Origin of the sequence: Allobosea sp. CS1GBMeth4 (assembly GCF_900185715.1) — a bacterium.
In the GTDB taxonomy this organism is placed as follows: Bacteria; Pseudomonadota; Alphaproteobacteria; order Rhizobiales; family Beijerinckiaceae; genus Allobosea.
The window spans coordinates 13,944-33,540 of record NZ_FYAS01000017.1 but is presented as its reverse complement, the minus strand read 5'-3'; the positions used below and the strand labels follow the sequence as shown (position 1 = coordinate 33,540).

19 protein-coding genes are annotated in these 19,597 nt (G+C 68.3%); 4 read left to right on the top strand and 15 right to left on the bottom strand.

Annotated features, from left to right (window positions below; genetic code table 11):
* Positions 1-289: 289 nt before the first annotated feature.
* On the top strand, positions 290-1,147 hold the full coding sequence (motA, locus tag CS1GBM4_RS10610; protein WP_186418690.1) for a flagellar motor stator protein MotA: 858 nt from the start codon (positions 290-292) through the stop codon (positions 1,145-1,147).
* Between the two features lie 28 nt (positions 1,148-1,175).
* Positions 1,176-2,048 carry a flagellar motor protein MotB gene (locus tag CS1GBM4_RS10605; RefSeq protein WP_186418689.1) on the top strand — a complete coding sequence of 291 codons (873 nt, stop codon included), beginning with the start codon at positions 1,176-1,178 and terminating at the stop codon, positions 2,046-2,048.
* A 123-nt stretch (positions 2,049-2,171) separates the two neighbouring features.
* Here the strand turns inward: CS1GBM4_RS10605 and CS1GBM4_RS10600 are convergent, their stop codons facing one another.
* Both CS1GBM4_RS10600 and CS1GBM4_RS10595 read right to left on the bottom strand, forming a co-directional pair.
* Positions 2,172-2,621, bottom strand: coding sequence for a GNAT family N-acetyltransferase (locus CS1GBM4_RS10600; protein ID WP_186418688.1), 450 nt, complete (start codon positions 2,619-2,621; stop codon positions 2,172-2,174).
* Positions 2,622-2,752: 131 nt separating this feature from the next.
* Positions 2,753-3,781, bottom strand: coding sequence for a helix-turn-helix domain-containing protein (locus tag CS1GBM4_RS10595; RefSeq protein ID WP_186418687.1), 1,029 nt, complete (start codon positions 3,779-3,781; stop codon positions 2,753-2,755).
* Between the two features lie 126 nt (positions 3,782-3,907).
* Between CS1GBM4_RS10595 and CS1GBM4_RS10590 the strand changes: the two genes are divergently transcribed.
* A complete protein-coding gene (locus CS1GBM4_RS10590) occupies positions 3,908-4,966 on the top strand; it encodes a class I SAM-dependent methyltransferase (RefSeq protein ID WP_186418686.1) in 1,059 nt (352 codons plus the stop codon).
* Between the two features lie 108 nt (positions 4,967-5,074).
* On the opposite strand, the gene CS1GBM4_RS10585 is transcribed toward CS1GBM4_RS10590, so the two are convergent.
* Complete coding sequence (locus CS1GBM4_RS10585; protein ID WP_186418685.1) at positions 5,075-5,560, bottom strand: peroxiredoxin; 486 nt, start codon at positions 5,558-5,560, stop codon at positions 5,075-5,077.
* Between the two features lie 42 nt (positions 5,561-5,602).
* Positions 5,603-6,442 carry a protein-disulfide reductase DsbD domain-containing protein gene (locus CS1GBM4_RS10580; RefSeq protein ID WP_186418684.1) on the bottom strand — a complete coding sequence of 280 codons (840 nt, stop codon included), beginning with the start codon at positions 6,440-6,442 and terminating at the stop codon, positions 5,603-5,605.
* A 216-nt stretch (positions 6,443-6,658) separates the two neighbouring features.
* Between CS1GBM4_RS10580 and CS1GBM4_RS10575 the strand changes: the two genes are divergently transcribed.
* On the top strand, positions 6,659-7,270 hold the full coding sequence (locus CS1GBM4_RS10575; protein WP_186418683.1) for a YqgE/AlgH family protein: 612 nt from the start codon (positions 6,659-6,661) through the stop codon (positions 7,268-7,270).
* Between the two features lie 131 nt (positions 7,271-7,401).
* Here the strand turns inward: CS1GBM4_RS10575 and CS1GBM4_RS10570 are convergent, their stop codons facing one another.
* The 11 genes from CS1GBM4_RS10570 to ctaD all read right to left on the bottom strand — a co-directional run bounded on the left by CS1GBM4_RS10570 (position 7,402) and on the right by ctaD (position 19,585).
* Positions 7,402-10,272: an EAL domain-containing protein gene (locus CS1GBM4_RS10570; protein ID WP_244607168.1), complete on the bottom strand. Its 2,871-nt coding sequence runs from the start codon at positions 10,270-10,272 to the stop codon at positions 7,402-7,404.
* 116 nt (positions 10,273-10,388) lie between these two features.
* Positions 10,389-11,000: a GNAT family protein gene (locus tag CS1GBM4_RS10565; protein WP_186418681.1), complete on the bottom strand. Its 612-nt coding sequence runs from the start codon at positions 10,998-11,000 to the stop codon at positions 10,389-10,391.
* Between the two features lie 5 nt (positions 11,001-11,005).
* Positions 11,006-12,349 (bottom strand): pitrilysin family protein, encoded by a 1,344-nt coding sequence (locus CS1GBM4_RS10560; protein ID WP_186418680.1) that lies wholly within the window; start codon positions 12,347-12,349, stop codon positions 11,006-11,008.
* Entirely contained in the window at positions 12,346-13,761 is a 1,416-nt protein-coding gene (gene thrC / locus CS1GBM4_RS10555) for a threonine synthase (protein WP_186418679.1), read from the bottom strand. The genes CS1GBM4_RS10560 and thrC overlap by 4 nt, the downstream gene beginning before the upstream one ends.
* Before the next feature lie 217 nt (positions 13,762-13,978).
* Positions 13,979-14,743: an SURF1 family cytochrome oxidase biogenesis protein gene (locus CS1GBM4_RS10550; protein ID WP_186418678.1), complete on the bottom strand. Its 765-nt coding sequence runs from the start codon at positions 14,741-14,743 to the stop codon at positions 13,979-13,981.
* Positions 14,740-15,114: a DUF983 domain-containing protein gene (locus tag CS1GBM4_RS10545; RefSeq protein WP_186418677.1), complete on the bottom strand. Its 375-nt coding sequence runs from the start codon at positions 15,112-15,114 to the stop codon at positions 14,740-14,742. Before CS1GBM4_RS10545 ends, CS1GBM4_RS10550 begins: the two co-directional genes overlap by 4 nt.
* A gap of 77 nt (positions 15,115-15,191) precedes the next feature.
* Positions 15,192-16,049 carry a cytochrome c oxidase subunit 3 gene (locus CS1GBM4_RS10540; protein ID WP_186418676.1) on the bottom strand — a complete coding sequence of 286 codons (858 nt, stop codon included), beginning with the start codon at positions 16,047-16,049 and terminating at the stop codon, positions 15,192-15,194.
* Between the two features lie 49 nt (positions 16,050-16,098).
* Positions 16,099-16,677, bottom strand: a complete 579-nt coding sequence (locus CS1GBM4_RS10535) for a cytochrome c oxidase assembly protein (RefSeq protein ID WP_186418675.1) — start codon at positions 16,675-16,677, stop codon at positions 16,099-16,101.
* Positions 16,678-16,681: 4 nt separating this feature from the next.
* Positions 16,682-16,858: a hypothetical protein gene (locus CS1GBM4_RS10530; RefSeq protein WP_186418715.1), complete on the bottom strand. Its 177-nt coding sequence runs from the start codon at positions 16,856-16,858 to the stop codon at positions 16,682-16,684.
* Positions 16,855-17,811 (bottom strand): heme o synthase, encoded by a 957-nt coding sequence (locus CS1GBM4_RS10525; protein ID WP_186418674.1) that lies wholly within the window; start codon positions 17,809-17,811, stop codon positions 16,855-16,857. The genes CS1GBM4_RS10530 and CS1GBM4_RS10525 overlap by 4 nt, the downstream gene beginning before the upstream one ends.
* A 133-nt stretch (positions 17,812-17,944) precedes the next feature.
* On the bottom strand, positions 17,945-19,585 hold the full coding sequence (gene ctaD / locus CS1GBM4_RS10520; RefSeq protein WP_186418673.1) for a cytochrome c oxidase subunit I: 1,641 nt from the start codon (positions 19,583-19,585) through the stop codon (positions 17,945-17,947).
* Between the last annotated feature and the right edge of the window lie 12 nt (positions 19,586-19,597).

Below are 19,597 nucleotides of genomic sequence, written 5' to 3'. Positions count from 1 at the left end.
GGGCCGGGGCAGCGCCGTCAGATCTCCGCAAAGGGCCGGCAACCAACGCTCGACTACTGCCGGAAAGCAGACATAAGCTGGCGACCGTTGGCTACCAGCCGCTATCGGCCTCAGCGGGCATTCGCAAGAGTCGCCGGTCGCCAAACGAGCCGCAGCCTCGTCATCGCACTCCGATTTCTCCCTGGCCAATTTGCCACTTCTAACTCGCCGTTAACCTCGATCGGTCAATTCGTCGGAGGAGTAGTGGCTTCGCGCAGGCTGTAGCTGCTGTGGTGTGAGGTAGCAGGTCATGCGGCTGATCGTCGGCGCAATCATCGTCTTCGTCTGCGTCTTCGGCAGTTACGCGGCCATGGGCGGCCACCTCGAGGTCCTTTGGCAGCCGTTCGAGTTCGTTATCATCCTCGGTGCAGCGATCGGCGCCTTCATCATCGGCAATCCCGGGCCGGTCCTCAAGGCCGTGCCCGGCATGCTTGGCACGATCGTGAAGGGCTCCAAGTACAATCAGGAATGCTACGTCGAGCTGCTGGGGATGCAGTATTCGCTGTACAAGCTCGTGAGGCAGAAGGGCATGCTCGCGCTCGAGGAGCACATTGAAAATCCGAGCAATTCGTCGCTGTTCAATGCCTTTCCGACGTTTGCCGCGAACCATCATGCGGTCGAGTTCGTCTGCGACTACATGCGCATGTTGACGCTCGGCGCCAACAACGTTCACGAGATCGACGCTCTCATGGACGAGGAACTGGAGACGCATCACCAGGAGCAGGAGCGTCTCGTGTCGGCCATGCAGTCGATCGCCGACGGAACGCCCGCACTCGGCATCGTCGCCGCCGTGCTCGGCGTGATCAAGACGATGGGAGCGATCAAGGAGCCGCCGGAGGTGCTGGGGCACCTGATCGGCGGCGCGCTCGTCGGCACCTTCTTCGGCGTCTTCGTCGCCTACGGCTTCTTCGCGCCCATGGCGGCGTCGCTCAAGAGCACCTTCGAGGCGGAGGCCAAATATTTCCTGTCACTCAAGGCGGGCCTCCTCGCCCACATCAGCGGCCAGCCGCCGGTGATGGCGGTCGAATTCGCGCGCAAGGCTCTGATGAGCGACGTCCGCCCGACCTTCAGCGAAGTGGAAGCGGCAACCGCCAAACTGGCTGCCTAGATCCGGCCCCATCTCCAGCAGGGACTCGATGACCAAGCCCGCCCAGCAGATCATCGTCAAGAAAGTCAAAAAGGCCGCTCATGCGCACCATGGCGGCGCCTGGAAGATCGCCTATGCGGACTTCGTGACCGCCATGATGGCGTTCTTTCTGCTGATGTGGCTGATCAGCATGACGACGCAGGAGCAGAAGGAAGGCCTGGCGGAGTATTTCGCGCCGGGGGCTGTGAGCCCCAGCACCAGTGGCGCTGGCGGCATGCTCTGGGGTACCTCCCTCGACAAATCAGGCGGCAAGCCGTTGGTGCCACGCGAGGTGGCGAGGGGGACCACCAAGGCGGAGGACAGCGCGCGCCAGACCAGCTCTGGCCGTACCGGCGACCGCGACGTCAACCGCCCGGTTGCCAGCCAACAGGCCAACCACAGCGCGATAGCCAGCATCCGGCAGGCGCTCCAGAGCATGCCCGAAATCGCCGATCTGTCGCGCAACATTGTGATCGAGCCGACCAAGGACGGGTTGGATGTCGCCCTCATGGACGAGGCGGGGCGCTCCATGTTCCCCGAGGGTTCGGTCCAGCCCTACCCGAGTACCCGTCGCGTGCTGGAGACGCTCGCGCCCACGCTGCGCCGCCTGCCCAACCGCCTGGCTGTCACCGGCCACACGGCCTCCGCGCGCCCGGGCTCGGTGGCGGGCGTCGATCCCTGGAGCCTCACCACAGGGCGCGCGCTCGCGGTGCGCGAGATTCTGTCGAGTGCAGGGTTCCCCAACGACCGCTTCGCTTCCGTGGTGGGACGCGCCGACACCGAGCCGGTCTTTCCCGACAACCCCTACATCTCGCCGAACCGACGGGTGAGGATCACTCTGCTCAGTGAAGAGCCGCCATTGCCCCCAAACCTCCTTCGCTGAACACGTCGCTCGCGAAACGCCACCTGTCAGCTCGAGCGGTTTGGCGGCCGGGTCTCCGAAACCGGACACTGCAAATGCCCGCACGGTTCGATAGCGGAGCCGCCGGCTTCCCGTCTCCTCCGCTCACCCCAGCGGCTGCCGATAGACGATGAAGCCCGATCTCTGCGCCACCTTGTCGTAGAGCTCCTGCGCCTGCAGGTTGCTCTCATGCGTCTGCCAGTAGACGCGGAAGCAGCCTTTCGTCTGCGCCATCTGCCGGACCGCCTCGATCAGCTTGCGGCCGACGCCGTGGCCACGCGCCGCCTCGCTGGTGAACAGGTCCTGCAGATAGCAGATCTCTTTCGGGCTCCAGGTCGTGCGGTGCAGGACATAGTTGACGATGCCGACCGCCTTGCCGTTGCGCTCGGCGATGAAGCCGCCCATCGGCTCCCGGCCGTTCGTCAGCCGGGTGAAGGTGGTCTCCGTCGTCTCCGGCGTCAGCGAGGCCTTGTAGAAGGTGAGATAGCCCTGCCAGAGCGGCTCCCAGGCGGCGCGGTCATTGGCCGTGAGCGGGCGGATGCTGATCTCTGACATGGGCCGGGCCTCTCCTCGATTGCACGGGAGGCTAGCGGCGGCGGGCCGCGCTGTCTCATGACAAGGCGATATCGGATCGATCAGGATTGCTGTGGCGGCGCGGCTGTCGTCCCGTCCCGTGTGCGGGACATCTACTGCCTCGAACGGGCGAAGGCCGGCACCTGGAAGCGCCGGCGATACGCGCCCGGCGTCATGCCGGTCAGGCGCTTGAACAGCCGGCGGAAGAAGGCGGCGTCCTCGTAGCCGACCGTCCAGCTGATCTCGTCGGCCGGCGCGTCGGTGCGCTCGAGCCGGCGCTTGGCATCCTCGATCCGCAGGCGCTGCACATAGTCGATCGGCGCGAAGCCCGTCGCCTCGGTGAAGCGGCGCTTGAAGGTGCGCTCGGCGAGCGCCGAGCGTCGCACCATCTCCTCGACCGGGGCTGCGAGCGAGAAATGCGTCGCGAGCCAGGCCTGCGCCTCGGAGATCGCGGCGTCGCCATGATCAGTCCGGCCCTGAAACACGATATAGGGCGCGAGCCCGTCATGGTGCCATTGCAAGGCGAAGGACCGCGCCACCGTCTGGGCCGCCGTCGCGCCGACATGGCGGGCGATCAGATAGAGTACGAGGTCGTGCCAGGTCATCGAGGCGCCCGAGGTGACGAGGTCCTCGCGCGCCCCGGAGACGACCAGGACACGGTCGGGCCGCAGCGGCACCCGCGGGAAGGTCCGTGCGAACTGGTCGGCATAGGCCCAGTGCACGGTCGCGTCCTGGCCGTCGAACAGTCCGGTCTCGGCGAGCAGGAACACGCCCGAGCAGGCCGAGCAGAGCAGCGCGCCCCGGGCATGCATGCGCCGCGCCCAATCGACGATGCCGGGGTAGCGTCCGACCTGCCAGCCATCGGGCCCGAGCAGGACGGACGGGACGATGACGATGTCGGTCGCCGCGACTTCCGCGACCGCCAGCCGGGCCTCCACGGGCAGGCCGCTCGCCAGGCTCACGCTGCCGCGCTCGGCGGCGACGATCTCGACCGTGAACGGTGGCTCCTGCGGCAGCGTCGGCTCGGTGCGTCCGAGCATGCGGAACGCGCCCAGCACGTCGTAGATGCCGCTCAGCGTCGAGATGACCGCATCGGGGATGGCGACGAGGCTGACGCGCAGTGGCCGTGCCGTCGCTGACATTCGACGCTCTCCTGGCACCAACGGACCGTCATTGGCCGGTTTCGCACTCCCGGGCGACGTCGCTGGCCGCCACCCTGCGTCAAGTCTCGGCGCAATCGGCGCGACACGACAAGACTGGAGCCAAACATGACCGTCAACCAGCAAAAGCTCGATGCGCTCGTCGGGCGCCTGATCGGGGAGATCTCGGCCGGCTATGGCGGCGTCATGGTCGGCCTCGGCGACAAGCTCGGGCTCTACAAGGCCATGGCCGGGGCCGGGCCGGTGAGCTCGCAGGAGGTCGCCAGGCGCAGCGGCTGCGCGGAACGGTATGTGCGCGAATGGCTCAATTCGCAGGTCGCCGGCGGCTATGTCGACTATCATCCCGCATCGAGGACCTATGAGCTGACGGCGGAGCAGGCCGCCGTCCTCGCCGATGAGCTGAGCCCGGTCTTCCTGCCGCACGCCTGGCAGATCGTCGCGTCCATGTGGGCCGACGAGGCCAAAACGCTCGCCGCGTTCAGATCAGGCAGGGGAGTGAGCTGGGGCGAGCATGACGAGCGCCTCTTCTGCGGTATCGCCGCCTTCTACCGGAATGCCTACAGCGCCAGCCTGGTCGATGACTGGCTGCCCATGCTCTCGGGCGTGACGGAAAAGCTCGGAAGGGGCGCCATGGTCGCCGATATCGGCTGCGGCCACGGCCATTCGACGGTGCTGATGGCGAAGGCCTTTCCCGAGAGCCGGTTCTGGGGCTTCGACACGCATGCTGACTCCATCGCGATCGCCCGCCGCGTCGCGCGGGCGGCAGGGGTCGAGGACCGCGTCACCTTCGAGGTCGAGAAGGCCGACACCTATGCCAGGCGCGGCTATGATCTCGTCTGCTTCTTCGACTGCCTGCACGATATGGGCCGCCCGGTCGAGGCGGCCCGCCACGCTGCGTCGGCGATGGCAGAGGACGGCACGCTGATGCTGGTCGAGCCCTATGCCGGGGACCGCGTCGAGGACAATATCAACCCGGTCGGCCGGCTCTACTATGCCGGATCCACCACCATGTGCTGCGCCCACGCCATATCCGAGAACGGAACCCATGTTCTCGGCGCCCAGGCGGGTCCGGGCCAGCTCGAGGCCATCCTCAGGTCGGCCGGGCTCGGCACCGTGCGCAGGGCGATGGAGACGCCGTTCAATCTGATCATCGAGGCGCGCCGGTAGGGGCGCTCTTCGGGTCTTCCCGCAGCGCGCCTGAGGCTCGCGGCCGGGCGCCGATGAAAAAGCCCGCGCGGCTCCTGGCCGGCGCGGGCTCCTGTTTCGGCTCCCGTCTCAGAGCTGGTTCAGCATCGCCTCGGCGCCGGAGATTTCGGTCTTGCCCGGCGCATCCTCGACGTTGAGGGCGGTCACCACGCCGTCCTCGACGACCATCGAATAGCGCTGCGAGCGGGTGCCGAGGCCGAAGCCGGAGCCGTCCATCGACAGGCCGATCTCCTTGGCGAAATCGGCGTTGCCGTCCGAGAGGAAGGTGATCACGCCGGCCCCGCCGGTGGCCTTCGACCAGGCGTCCATGACGAAGACGTCGTTGACGCCGGTGACGAAGATCTCCTCGACGCCCTTGGCCTTGATCTCGGCCGCCTTGCTTACATAGCCCGGCAGATGGTTCTTGTGGCAGGTCGGCGTGAAGGCGCCCGGCACGGCGAAGAGCACGACCTTGCGGCCCCTGAACAATTCGTCCGTGGTCTTGGCCACCGGCCCGTCGGCCGTCATCACGCGAAACGTCGCCTGCGGAAGCTTGTCACCGACCTTGATCGCCATGGAACCTCTCCTGCTCGCGGCGTCGCCGCCCGGCCGGCAGGGTTACGGCTTCGCGGAGCCGATGTCGAGTTCGAGCCGCGCTTCGACCGATTGCGGCTTGCCGCGCACGGTCACGATGAAGGGAGCGGGGCCGCTCGCTCCCTTGGGGCGCTCGACGATCTTGAGCTTCGCCACCACCGTGCCATCGGGCTGTGCCGCCAGCATCGGCCGTCCGAAGGACCACATTCCGGCGCCCTCGACGAAGAGGTCGTGGATCGCGCCGCCCTCGGGCGCCTTCAGCGTCAGCCGCAACGCGGCCTCGCTATGGGTCACGTCGAGGATCGCCAGGCGATCGCTGGCCGCGCCGGGCTTGACCTGGTGCGGGATCAGCGCCTCGAACTGCTCGAGCCGTGGCGAGCTTACCGAGGTCACGCCGGGCTTGAGCCAGAGCCGTGCCTCGCCCTTCGCCGGAACGCAGATCTTGTCGCAGACGGCATAGTCGAGCTTCAGCACCACGGTGACCGGCCGCGTCGGATCGACCGGCTGGACCGAGACCGGAATCACCACCTCGCCGACATAGCCGATGCCGGAGCCGGCTCCGTCCTCGAAGCGTTCCGGCGTCGGCCAGCGCACGTCCAGCCCGCCGACATTCTCCGAGCCGCTCCAGTCGAAGACAGGCGGCACCCCCGCATCGCCTGGGCTGCGCCAATAGGTCTTGAAGCCCGGCGTCATCGCGATCTCGACGCCGATGCGCTGCTTGCCCGACGGGGCGGTGGCGCCGGCGATCAGGCGCATCGACGAATAGGCGGCCTTGGACCACGGCGAAACCGCGGCATCCTGCGCGGAAGCCGGAGAGCCGAGCGCCAGCGCGGCGAGAAGGGTAAGAGCCGTAACGGTTTTCACGGGTTCTGATGTAGGCGATCTTGTCTGGATTTGCGAGGAAGGCGTCGAGGCGGCGGTTTCAGGATTGCGAGAGCGCGGGCGGCACCGACCTTGCCCCGGCATTGCGGCGGGAAAGCGAGGCCTTCCGAGCCGGCGCAAAGGCCGGCGAGGGGGCATGGCGGGCGCCCGGGCTCAAAGAGGTTCCCACCTGCGCCGAACATGCTCTAGCATGCTCTCATGAATCTCGGATCGAACCAGCGCATCAGCGGCCGCAGCTATCTCGACGGGCAGTGCCTCATCGCCATGCCGGGCATGAGCGATCCGCGCTTCGCCCGCAGCGTGGTCTATCTCTGCGCGCATTCCGAGGACGGGGCGATGGGCATCATCGTCAACAAGCCGGCCGCCGACACGCGCTTTCCCGAGCTGCTCGTGCAGCTCGACGTGATTCCGCCCGACCAGGCGATCCGCCTGCCCAGCCAGGTCGAGAAGGTCAAGGTGCTGCGCGGCGGCCCGGTCGAGACCAAGCGCGGCTTCGTCCTGCACAGCGCCGACTTCTTCCTGGAATCGGCGACGCTGCCGATCGACGACGGCATCTGCCTGACCGCGACGCTCGACATCCTGCGTGCCATCGCCGTCGGCAGCGGGCCGGAGAATGCGGTGCTGGCGCTCGGCTATGCCGGCTGGGGGGCAGGGCAGCTCGAGGCGGAGATCCAGTCGAATGGCTGGCTGCACTGCGCCGCCGACCATGCGCTGCTCTTCGACGACGCGCTCGACACCAAATATGCCCGTGCGCTCAGCAAGCTCGGCATCGATCCCGCCTTCCTGTCCAAGGATGCCGGGCACGCCTGAAGAGGCGTTCCAAACTCGCCATGCTCGGGCTCGACCCGAGCATCTCAGGCCGGACGAAACTCCCAAAGGCGCCCTCTCGTCACGAGATTCTCGGATTGCGCTTCGCTCCGCCCGAGAATGACGCCAGGTGGTTACGCCGGCTCGAAGGACGTGCTCGACGCGCCGACCAGGCGCCGCGCTTCCGCGGCCGTCATCGGCTGGCCGAAGGTATAGCCCTGCGCGTACTGGCAGCCGAGCTGATAGAGCTCGATCGCGTCCGATTCGGTTTCGGCACCTTCGGCGACCACGTCCATCCGCAGATCGGCGGCGAGCTGGACGATCGAGCGCAGGATCACCGGCGGCTTGCCGTTGCCCATCTGGCGCACGAAGCTCTGGTCGATCTTGATCGTGTCGAAGGGGAAGCGCTGCAGATAGGACAGCGAGGAATAGCCGGTGCCGAAATCGTCGAGCGACAGGCCCGCGCCGAGGTCGCGGATGCGCGCCAGCATCTGCGCCGCATATTCGGGGTTCTCCATCACCAGGCTCTCGGTGATCTCGAGCTTGAGCGTGCCGGGCAGCACGCGCCGGCGCGCCAGCACGGCCTTGACGTCGCGCAGGAGGTCGTGACGCAGCAGCTGGCGGCTGGAGACGTTGACGCTGGCGAAGATCGGCGGCTCGACCTCGAGCGCGGCCTGCCAGGCCGCGAGCTCGCGCGCGGTGCGGTCCATCACATAGACGCCGAGATCGACGATCAGCCCGGTCTCCTCGGCGATGGCGATGAAATCCTGCGGCAGCAGCCGGCCCTCGCGTGGATGGTCCCAGCGCATCAGCGCCTCGAAGCCGGCGATCGTCCGGTCCTCCAGCCTGACGATCGGCTGGTACATCACCTGGATTTCGCCGCGCTCGATCGCACGGCGCAGGTCGCTTTCGAGCGCCAGCCGGTCGTTGCGGTCGCTGCGCATCGCCGGGACGAAGACCTCGACCAGGTTGCCGCCCTGGTTCTTGGCGTGCGCCATGGCGAGCTCGGCATTCTTCAGCGCGTCGTCCTTGCGCGCCGTCGGCGTGCCGTCGAAGAGGGCGAGGCCGATCGAGGGGGTCAGCACGATCTCGCGCTCGGCGAAGGTGATGGGGGTCGAGACGGCGCGGCGGATCAGCTCGGCCAGGGCCAGGATGCGTTCGGGGTCGCTTTCCGAGACCAGGATCATCGCGAAGATGTCGCCGCCGATCCGGGCCAGCGTGTCCTGGCTGCGCAGAAGCCGGCCGAGGCGCCGCGCCAGCGTCAGCAGGATCGAGTCGCCGGCCGAGAAGCCGACGGATTCGTTGACCTGCTTGAAGCGGTCGATGTCGATGACGATCACGGTCGGGCGGATGGCGTCGTCGGCGCGACTGAAGCCGAACACCGCGGTGAGCCTGTCCTGGAACAGTTCGCGGTTGGGCAGCCCGGTCAGGTTGTCGTGCACCGCGTCGTGCAGCATGCGCTCCTGCGCCGTGCGCTGCTCGGTGACGTCGGCGAGGGTGCCGATGACGCGGATGACCTCGCCGTCCGAGCCGATCACCGGCCGCGCCTTCAGGCTGAACCAGTGATAGGCGCCATTGGCGGCGCGCAGGCGGAAATCCAGCTGCAGTTTGCCGCGGCGCTGCTCGATCACCGCATCGAGCGAGACGCGATAGCGATCGCGGTCGGCGACGTGCATGTGCTCCAGCCAGCGCGCGGCCGACCCTTCGAGCGCGCCCTTCGGCAGGCCGAGCAGCGTCTCGGTCTGCGGCGAGATGAAGATCTTGTCGGCCGAGACGTCCCAGTCGAAGACGAGGTCGCCGGAGCCGGACAGTGCCAGCGCCCGCCGCTCGGTATCGGAGACCAGCCCCTGCGCCAGCGCGCCGCCGGCGAAGGCGTGCTGCACCACCGTGAAGCCGATCAGCAGCACGATCAGCACGAGGCCGCCGATCAGCGCCGGCGGCACGAGGTCGCGCGTGACCTGGCCGACCACGGTGAAGCCCGCCGCGGTCACCCAGACCAGCAGCAGGAACCAGGTCGGGATCAGCATCACCGCCCGCTCGTAGCCATGGGTGGCGAGGTGCAGGATCAGCACGAAGCCGATGGCCGCGACGGCCGCGATCGAGATGCGCGCGATACCGGCAGCCATCGGCGCGTCGAACACGGCGAGGCCGACCAGGCCGGCGAGGCCGAGAATCCAGATGAAGGTGATGTGGCTGTAGCGCACATGCCAGCGCGACAGGTTGAGATAGGCGAACAGGAAGACCAGCAGCGTCGCCGCCAGCACCACCTCGGCGCCGGCGCGGTAGATCCGCTCGATCGCCGGCGTCAGCGGGAAGATGCGCTGGAAGAAGCCGAAATCCAGCCCGGCATAGGCCAGGACCGCCCAGGCCAGCGCCGCCGCGGCGGGGAAGATCACCGCGCCCTTGACCACGAAGATGATGGTCAGGAACAGCGCCAGCAGGCCGGCGATGCCGATGATGATGCCCTTGTAGAGCGTCAGCCCGTTCGTCTTCTGGCGGTAGGCCTCCGGCTCGAACAGATAGAGCTGCGGCAGGTTCGGCGATTTGAGCTCGGCCACGAAGGTTACGGTGGTGCCGGGGTCGAGCGTGATCTGGAAGATATCGGCGTCGGTCGCGTCCTCGCGCTCCGGCCGGAGACCCTGGCTCGCCGTGATCGCCTCGATGCGGCGGTCGCCGAGGTCGGGCCAGATCACGCCGGAGCCGATCAGCCGGTGGAAGGGCGCGACCAGCAGCCGGTCGATCTGCTCGTCGGAATCATTGGTCAGCGCGAACACGATCCAGTCCGGCCGCGCCCCGGATTCGCGCGCCCTGACGGCGATGCGCCGGACGATGCCGTCGGCGCCGGGCGCGGTCGAGATCTGGATGACGTCGCCATCGGATTTGTTGCGCTCGACCACGTCCGTCAGGTCGAGCACCGGCACGTCGAGCGGCACGCGCTGCGCTTCGACCGCGAGTGCCGGCCGCACCAGCGTGAGCAGCGCCAGCAGGAGGCCGAAAACGGCGATGCCGGACCGGAAGAAGCGGAATGTCGATGGCAAGGCGGGCTCTGCGGAGGGCTCTTCAGGCGTGACGGTCAGTGGTATCGGCGGGACGTGGCGAGGGCAAGGCAGGGCCGCCCCGTTCACGGCTTGCGATCGGCTTCGGGCGCGCGGCGCAGCTCGGAGGCCAGGATGCCGTAGAGCAGATGATCGGCCCAGACGCCGTTGATGCGCAGATAGCCGCGCGCCTCGCCTTCGCGCCTGAAGCCGACGCGTTCCAGAAGCCGTCGCGACGGCTCGTTGTGCGGCAGGCAGGCGGCTTCGACGCGATGCAAGGCGAGTTCGGAGAAGGCGAAGTCGAGCGCGCCGCGCACCGCTTCCGTCATGTGGCCTTTGCCGGCATGGCGCTGGCCCATCCAGTAGCCGAGCGTGCAGGCCTGGGCGACGCCGCGCCGGACGAGGCCGAGCGTCAGCCCTCCGAGCAGGGTTTCGCTGCGGGCATCGAGGACGAACAGTGAATAGGCCTCGTCCGTCGCGATCTCGCGGGCGGCGCGCTTGACCCGCAGGCGGAAGGAGGTCCGGGTCAGGTCGTCCTCGCTCCAGACGGGCTCCCACGGCGTGAGGAAATCCCGGCTTTCCATCCGCAGGCTCGCCCAGGCCGCATAGTCGCCGGCGAGCGGGGCGCGCAGGACCAGGTTCCGCGTCCTGATCAGCGGCCGCGCCGGCGGATCGGTGGCGAAGCGGAAGAGCGCCATGGCGGTCAGGCTGCCTGCGTCAGCTGCGCGCGCAGGGCCGTGACCGGCGCCAGGTCGTCGAGGGCGCCGACGGCGGCGACCGTGACGACGCCGTCGAGCAGGGCCCGTCCGGCGGAGCGGACATCGGCGAGGCTGACCGCATCGAGCCGCCGCGCCAGCTCTTCGCGCGGAATTGCCCGGCCGAAGACCAGCACCTGCCGCGCCATCTGCTCGAGCTTGCCGCCGGGGCTCTCCAGGGAGGCGAGCAGGCCGACCTTCATCTGGGCCCGTGCCCGCGCGACCTCCGTCTCGCTGACGTCCTGCGCCGCCTGCCGCAGGCAGTCGAAGGCGACCCCGACCAGCTCGCCGACATCCTCAGGAGCTGTGCCGGCGCTGATCCCGAAGACGCCGCAATCCGAGAAGGGCCAGTGGAAGGCGTCGATCGCATAGGCGAGGCCGCGGCGCTCGCGCACCTCCTGGAACAGGCGCGAGGACAGGCCGCCGCCGAGCACGGCCGAGAAGATCTGCAGCGGATAATGCGCGCCATGGGTGAAGGGCTTGCCGGGGAAGCCGAGTACGACGTGGACCTGCTCCTCGTCGCCGTCGATGCGGGCCTCGCCGCCATGGTAGAGCGCCTGCGTGCGTACGGCGGGAACCGTCTCAGGTTGCGCCGGCAGGTCGGCGAGCGCGGCCTGCGCCAGCGCGACGAGTTCGTCATGGTCGACCGCCCCCGCGGCCGCCAGCACCATGTTGCCGGCATGGTAGTGCCGGCTCAGATAGGCGCGGATCGCCTCGGGCGTGAAGCTCTTCACCGTCTCCGCCGTGCCGAGGATCGGCCGGCCGAGCGGCTGCTCCGGGAAAGCGGCCTGCAGGAAGCGGTCATAGACCAGATCGTCCGGCGTATCCTGCACGGCGCCGATCTCCTGCAGGATCACGCCCTTCTCGCGCGCCAGCTCCTCCTCGCTGAGGGCCGGTTGCGTCAGGATGTCGGCGAGGATGTCGACGGCGAGCGGCAGGTCCTGGCCGAGCACGCGGGCGGTGTAGCAGGTGTATTCGACCGACGTCGCGGCATTGAGATCGCCGCCGACGCTCTCGATCTCCTCGGCGATCTGGAGCGCCGTGCGCCGGGTGGTGCCCTTGAAGGCCATGTGCTCGAGCAGATGGGCAAGGCCGTGCTCGTGCGGCAGCTCGTCGCGCGCCCCAGCGCCGATCCAGATGCCGAGCGAGACGGTCGAGGCATGGGCCATGCGCTCGGAGACGATGCGCAGCCCCGACGGCAGCGTCGTCAGGCTGACGGCCGGATCGTGACCGGGCTCGCCCGGCCTGGCGAGCTTCTCCGCCTTGGACTTGAGCGTCTTGGCCGGGCTCATGCCGCCACGCTCCTGACGGCCCGGGCTCGCTCGGCGATGAAGCGTTCCAGCCGGCCCTGATCGTTCGGCAGCAGGCTGGAGCGCTCCTCGCGCTCCATCAGGTCGGAGAGATGGGCGGGCAGGGCGGGGGTGACGCCGCTCGCGGCGGCGACGGCGGCCGGGAACTTGGCCGGGTGGGCGGTGCCGAGCGCGATCACCGGCGTCGCCGGGTCGGCCTGCAGCGCCTTGCGGGCGGCTGCGACGCCGACTGCGCTGTGCGGATCGAGCAGATAGCCGGCCTCCCGCCAGGTCGTGCCGATCTCGGCCGCGATCGAGGCCTCGTCCTGCGCGACGGCGTCGAAATCGGCGCGGATGCGGGCGAGCGGTTCCGGTCCGATCTCGAAGCGGCCGGACTGAGCCAGCGACTGCATCAGCCGGCGCACCGCTGCGCCGTCGCGGCCATGCGCCTCGAACAGCAGGCGCTCGAAATTCGAGGAGATCTGGATATCCATCGAAGGCGAGGTCGTCGCGGCGACGCCGCGCATCTCGTAGACGCCGGTGTCGAGCGTGCGCGCCAGGATGTCGTTGCTGTTCGTGCCGATCACCAGGCGGCCGATCGGCAGCCCCATCCGCTTGGCGACCCAGCCGGCGAGGATGTCGCCGAAATTGCCGGTCGGAACCGCGAAGGAGACCGGCCGGTGCGGCCCGCCGAGCGCGACCGCCGCGGTGAAGTAATAGACGACCTGCGCCGCGATCCGCGCCCAGTTGATCGAGTTGACGCCGGACAGGCGAAGCTCGTCGCGGAAGGCGTGGTGGTTGAACAGCGCCTTCACCAGGTTCTGGCAGTCGTCGAAGGTGCCCTCGATCGCGATGGCGTGGACATTGTCGGCCCGGGTCGTCGTCATCTGCCGGCGCTGCACGTCGGAGACGCGGCCATGCGGGTAGAGGATGAAGACGTCGACGCGCTCCAGCCCCTTGAAGGCGTCGATCGCGGCGCCGCCCGTGTCGCCGGACGTCGCGCCGACGATGGTGGCGCGCTCGCCGCGCTGCGCCAGCACATGGTCCATCAGCCGGCCGAGCAGCTGCATCGCCACATCCTTGAAGGCGAGCGTCGGCCCATGGAACAGCTCGAGCGAGAACAGGTTGTCGCCGAGCTGGACGAGCGGGCAGACCGCCGGATGGCGGAACGTGGCATAGGCCTGGGCGATCATCGTCTTGAGCGCGTCGGCCGCGATGTCGCCATCGGCGAGCGCGCCGACGACGCGCTCCGCGACCGCGGCATAGGGCTTGCCGGCGAAGCCGGCGATCTCCTGCGCGCCGAAGCGCGGCAGAGCTTGCGGCAGATAGAGGCCGCCGTCACGGGCGAGACCGGCGAGCAGCGCATCGGCGAAGGAGAGCGACGGCGCCTCGCCGCGGGTCGAAATATGCAGCACGGTTCTTGTTCTCGAATGTCGTGCTGATCCTATAGGCCTGTTGGCAAAGGAGGGCAAAGCCCGGCTGCGCAACCCGGCCGGTCGTCATCAGCCTTCGTCCCGAGGAGCAGGCGCAGCTTGCGTCTCGCAGGAGGCTCCGGCTGCTTCGGGAGCCTTCTGCGAGACACCCTCCGGCGGAGCGCCCCTCGGGACGAGGGCTGGAGGGTATGCACGCGCTTCATTCCGTCTGCGCCGGTTTCGCGCGCGCCTGCCGGGCATAAGCTCCGAACACCCCGATCAGCGTCAGCGCGAGCCCCCACCAGGTCAGGGCGTACTGGAGATGATTGTCCGGGATGCGGGCGATGAGCTCCCTGGCGTCGACGCCGGCAGGCGGCGTCAGCCCGTCGCCCTGGCGCTCGGCCTCGAGATAGAAGGGCGCGACCGTCCCGATGCCGAGCGCCGCCGCGATGGCGGCCGGATCGCGCGTGTAGAATTCACGTTTCCCCGGCAGGTCGGCCGGCGTGAAGCTGCCGCGCTCTTCCGGCGCGCGCAGGAAGCCCGTGACCGTCGCCGGGCCGCTCGCCGGCGCGACCGTCGCGAAGCGGTCCTCGGGCACGAAGCCGCGATTGATGAGGATGGTCGCGCCGTCCTCGAGCCGGAAGCCCTGGAAGACCCAGCGCCCGAAGCCGGAGAGCTGGCGCGAGCCGGGCGGCCCGGCGGCGATCGTGGTGCGCACGCTGGCGATGCCGTCGAGATAGCTGCCCCTGGCGGCGGAGCGGGTGAGGTCCAGCGCCGCAAGGTCGAGCCGCGGCCATTCGCCGGCCGGGGGCAGCGGCGCTGCCGGGCCCTGCGCCTGCGTCTCCAGCCGGCTGATGAAGGCGCGCTTCTCGCCCATGCGCTGCCATTGCCAGGCGCCGAGGCCGCAGAGCACGGCGACGCCGACGACGGTCAGCACCGCCGGCAGCAGGAGCCTGGGCCGGGCAGGGGCAGCCGGGCGGCTCACTTCTCCAGCCTGCCTTCCTCGGCCCGGTGGGTGTATTGCAGCGCGACGGCGAGCCCCTTCATCGGTCGCAGCAGGCCGAGGCATGTGACGAGCGCCAGCGGCAGCCAGAGCAGCAAATGCAGCCAGATCGGCGGCGTGTAGGCGATCTCGACATAGAGCGCGAGCCCGAGCACCAGGAAGCCGGCGATCAGCATGATGAAGACCGCCGGCCCGTCGGCCGAATCGGCGAAGGCGAAATCGAGCCCGCAGGCGGTGCAGCGCGGCTTGAGCTTGAGATAGCCGTCGAACAGCTTGCCCTCGCCGCAGCGCGGGCAGCGGCCGGCCAGCCCCGTCGAGAAGGGCGAGGGCGGCGTGATCTGCGGCTCGGCCATGACAGCCTCCTGTTACGCAAAAGGGCGGCCTCGCGGCCGCCCCTTGTCAAGGTTCGCGACCGCTTCCGGCCCGGGACCTAGTGGGCTGCCGGCGTGCCGGCGCCCCAGACATAGATCGAGGCGAACAGGAACAGCCAGACGACGTCGACGAAATGCCAGTACCAGGCGGCGAACTCGAAGCCGAGATGCTGATCCGGCTTGAAGTGGCCGAGATAGGCGCGCCACAGGCAGATCGCCAGGAAGATGGTGCCGATGATGACATGGAAGCCGTGGAAGCCGGTCGCCATGAAGAAGGTCGCGCCGTAGATGTTGCCCTTGAAGGCGAAAGCGGCGTGCGCGTACTCGTAGGCCTGGCAGGTGGTGAACAGGATGCCGAGGATCACGGTCAGCCACAGGCCCTGCTTCAGACCCTTCCGGTCGCCCTGGATCAGCGCGTAATGCGCCCAGGTCACGGTCGTGCCGGAGGTCAGCAGGATCAGCGTGTTGAGCAGCGGCAGGTGCCAGGGGTCGAAGGTCTGGATGCCCTTCGGCGGCCAGTGCCCGCCGGTGAACTCGGCGCGGGCGTACTGGATCTGCTCGCCGGTGAACAGGCTGGCGTCGAAATAGGCCCAGAACCAGGCGACGAAGAACATCACCTCGGAGGCGATGAACATCAGCATGCCGTAGCGGTGATGCAGCTGCACCACGCGGGTGTGGTGGCCTTCCCTCTCCGCCTCGCGGATCACGTCCATCCACCAGGCGAGCATGGTGTAGAGCACGCCGAGCAGGCCCACGCCGAAGACCAGCGGGCCGATATGCATGCCGGCGACCGGCAGCGCCTTCATCCACATCACCGCGCCGATGGCGAGCACGGTCGCGCTGGCGGCGCCGACGAGCGGCCACGGGCTGGGATCGACGAGGTGGTAGTCGTGATGCTTGGTATGGGCCTCGGCCATCGTCCTCAAATCTCCGCGTCCGACAGAATGCAGCGCTCGTCGCGCAGCTTTATAGTTTCGATTGGTTGCCGTCACCCTTGCTCTCGGCCACCGGCTGCCCGTTCTTCGACGGGAAGTAGGTGTAGGACAGGGTGATCGATTTCAGGCTTGCGAGCTCGCGGTTCGCCTCGAGCTCGGGGTCGATGTAGAACACGACCGGCGCCTCGATGCTTTCGCCCGGCTGCAGCGTCGTCTCGGTGAAGCAGAAGCACTGGATCTTGACGAAATGGGCGCCCGCCTGGTTCGGCTGGACATTGTAGGTCGCGATCCCGGTCATCGGCCGCGACGAGGTGTTGGTGATCTTGTAGAACACCGTCTGCGTCACGCCGAGCTGCGCCTGGATCTCGGTCTTCTCGGCCTCGAAGCGCCAGCCCAGCGCGGGGGCGACATTGGCGTCGAACGCCACCGAGACGACCCGCTCGCTGGTCTTGCCGGTGGCGGCGGTGCCGACCATCGGCGTGCCGGCGAAGCCGGTGACCTTGCAGAACAGGTTGTAGAGCGGCACCGCGGCGAAGGAGAGCCCGGTCATGGCGAGCACGGCGGCGCTGCAGGCGATGACGGTGCGGCGGTTCCTGGAAGCGGCGCTCATGGCGTCACAGCGGGCGGTTGAGGATCGCCGGACCGGTCTTGGCCAGCGTCACGATGAAGAAGAACAGCACGAGCCCGCCGAGCACGAGCGCGAGCGCGACCGAACGGCGGTTGCGCCGCGCCATGTCCTCCGGCGAGAACGGCGCCGGCGGCTGCTTGCGATCCTGCGGGTCCTGGCTCATCCCAGCACCTTGGGCAGCGCCCACATCAGGCCGAGCCCGTTCTCGGCGAGCAGTACGGCGAAGAGCAGGAAGAGATAGAGGATCGAGAAACCGAACAGGGCATAGGCCGCCTTGCTCGCCGCCTCGCCCTCGGTGACGCGCAGCACCCGAAGCGACAGGCCGATCATGGCGAGCCCGGTCACGGCCGAGACGAGGAGATAGATCAGCCCGCCGAAGCCCATCAGCGCAGGCAGCACCGCGACCGGAGCCAGAACCAGCGTATAGGCGACGATCTGGCGCCGCGTCGCGGCCGGGCCGGCGACATTGGGCAGCATCGGGATGCCGGCGCGGGCGTAATCGCCGGACTTCACCAGCGCGAGCGCCCAGAAATGCGGCGGCGTCCACAGGAAGATGATGGCGAAGAGGACGATCGAGGTCAGGCCGAAATCGCCGGTGACCACCGCCTCGCCGATCATCGGCGGAAAGGCGCCGGCGGCGCCACCGATGACGATGTTCTGCGGCGTCGCCCGCTTCAGCCACATCGAATAGACGACGGCGTAGAAGAAGATGGTGAAGGCCAGCATCGCCGCCGAGAGCAGATTGGCGACGAGGCCGAGCACCAGCACGGAGCCGACCGAGAGGGTCAGCCCGAAGGCGAGCGCCTCGGAGGGCAGGATGCGGCCGGCGGGGATCGGCCGGCCGGCGGTGCGCGCCATCACCGCGTCGATGTCGGCATCCCACCACATGTTGAGGCAGCCGGAGGCGCCGGCACCGACCGCGATCGCCAGCAGCGCGGCGAAGCCGATGACCGGGTTGACCGTGCCCGGCGCCGCCACCATGCCGCCGAGCGCGGTCACCACGACCAGGAACATCACGCGGGGCTTGAGCAGCGCGAAGAAGTCGCGGGCCTCGCCGGTGGAACTCAGCGCGAGGCGGTCGTCAGCCTGGGAAATCTGATCGAAGGCAGCAGACATCGATACTCGTTCGCTTCAACTCGGTGTGGATGCCCGCGGGCATCGTCTACGGGATCCGCCCGTCTCCGGAACGCCTCGGATCAGGCGCTCGGGGGAAGGGCGGCGGCGGGCGGTGACGCCCGCCGCCTGAAGGTCAGTGGTCCGAGCCGGCGATGCGCGGCAGGGTCTCGAACTGGTGGAAGGGCGGCGGCGAGGACAGGGTCCACTCCAGCGTGGTCGCGCCTTCGCCCCAGGGGTTGTTGCCGGCGAGCTCCTTCCTGGAGAAGGCGACGACGATGCCGAAGAGCCAGATCAGGAGACCGGCCGCGAAGATGTACGAGCCGATCGAGGACCAGAAGTGCCAGCCGGCGAAGGCGTCCGGATAGTCGACATAGTGGCGCGGCATGCCGGCGAGCCCGAGGAAGTGCTGCGGGAAGAACAGCAGGTTCGCGCCGATGAAGGCGACCCAGAAGTGCAGGCGGCCGATCCAGTCCGGGATGATGTAGCCGCTCATCTTCGGGAACCAGTAGTAGAAGCCCGCGAAGATGCCGAACACGGCGCCGAGCGACAGCACGTAGTGGAAGTGGGCCACCACGTAATAGGTCGCATGCAGCGAGCGGTCGAGGCCGGCATTGGCCAGCACCACGCCGGTGACGCCGCCGACGGTGAACAGGAAGATGAAGCCGATCGCCCAGACCATCGGCGCGGTGAAGCGCAGGCTGCCGCCCCACATCGTCGCGATCCAGGAGAAGATCTTCACGCCGGTCGGCACCGCGATCACCATCGTCGCGAAGACGAAATAGCGCTGCGTGTTGAGCGACAGGCCGACCGTGTACATGTGGTGGGCCCAGACGATGAAGCCGACCACGCCGATCGCGACCATGGCGTAGGCCATGCCGAGATAGCCGAAGATCGGCTTCTTGGAGAAGGTCGAGATGATGTGGCTGATGATGCCGAAGGCCGGCAGGATCATGATGTAGACTTCGGGGTGGCCGAAGAACCAGAACAGGTGCTGGTAGAGCACCGGGTCGCCGCCGCCGGCCGGGTCGTAGAAGGTCGTGCCGAAATTGCGGTCGGTCAGCAGCATGGTGATCGCGCCGGCCAGCACCGGCAGCGCCAGCAGCAGCAGGAAGGCGGTGACCAGCACGCCCCAGGCGAACAGCGGCATCTTGTGCATGGTCATGCCGGGCGCGCGCATGTTCAGGATGGTCGTGATGAAGTTGATCGCGCCCAGGATCGAGGCCGCGCCGGCGAGGTGCAGCGACAGGATGCCGAAATCGACCGACGGGCCGGGATGCCCGGTCGAGGCGAAGGGCGGATAGACCGTCCAGCCGGTGCCGACGCCGTGCGCGCCCGGGGCGCCCTCGACGAACATCGAGATCAGCAGCAGGATCAGCGCCGCGACCGTCAGCCAGAACGAGATGTTGTTCATGCGCGGGAACGCCATGTCCGGCGCGCCGATCATCAGCGGCACGAACCAGTTGCCGAAGCCGCCGATCACCGCGGGCATGACCATGAAGAAGATCATGATCAGGCCGTGGCCGGTGACGAAGACGTTGTAGCTCTGGCCGTTGGCGAAGATCTGCAGGCCCGGCTCCTGGAGCTCGATGCGCATCATGATCGACAGGAAACCGCCGATCAGGCCCGAGATGACCGCGAAGATCAGGTAGAGCGTGCCGATGTCCTTGTGGTTGGTGGACAGCAGCCAACGCCGCCAGCCCGTCGGATGGGCGTGCTCGTGGGCGTGGGCGTCGTCATGCCCGTGACCGTGGACGTGGGGAGCCGCGGTAGCCATGGATTTCGTCTC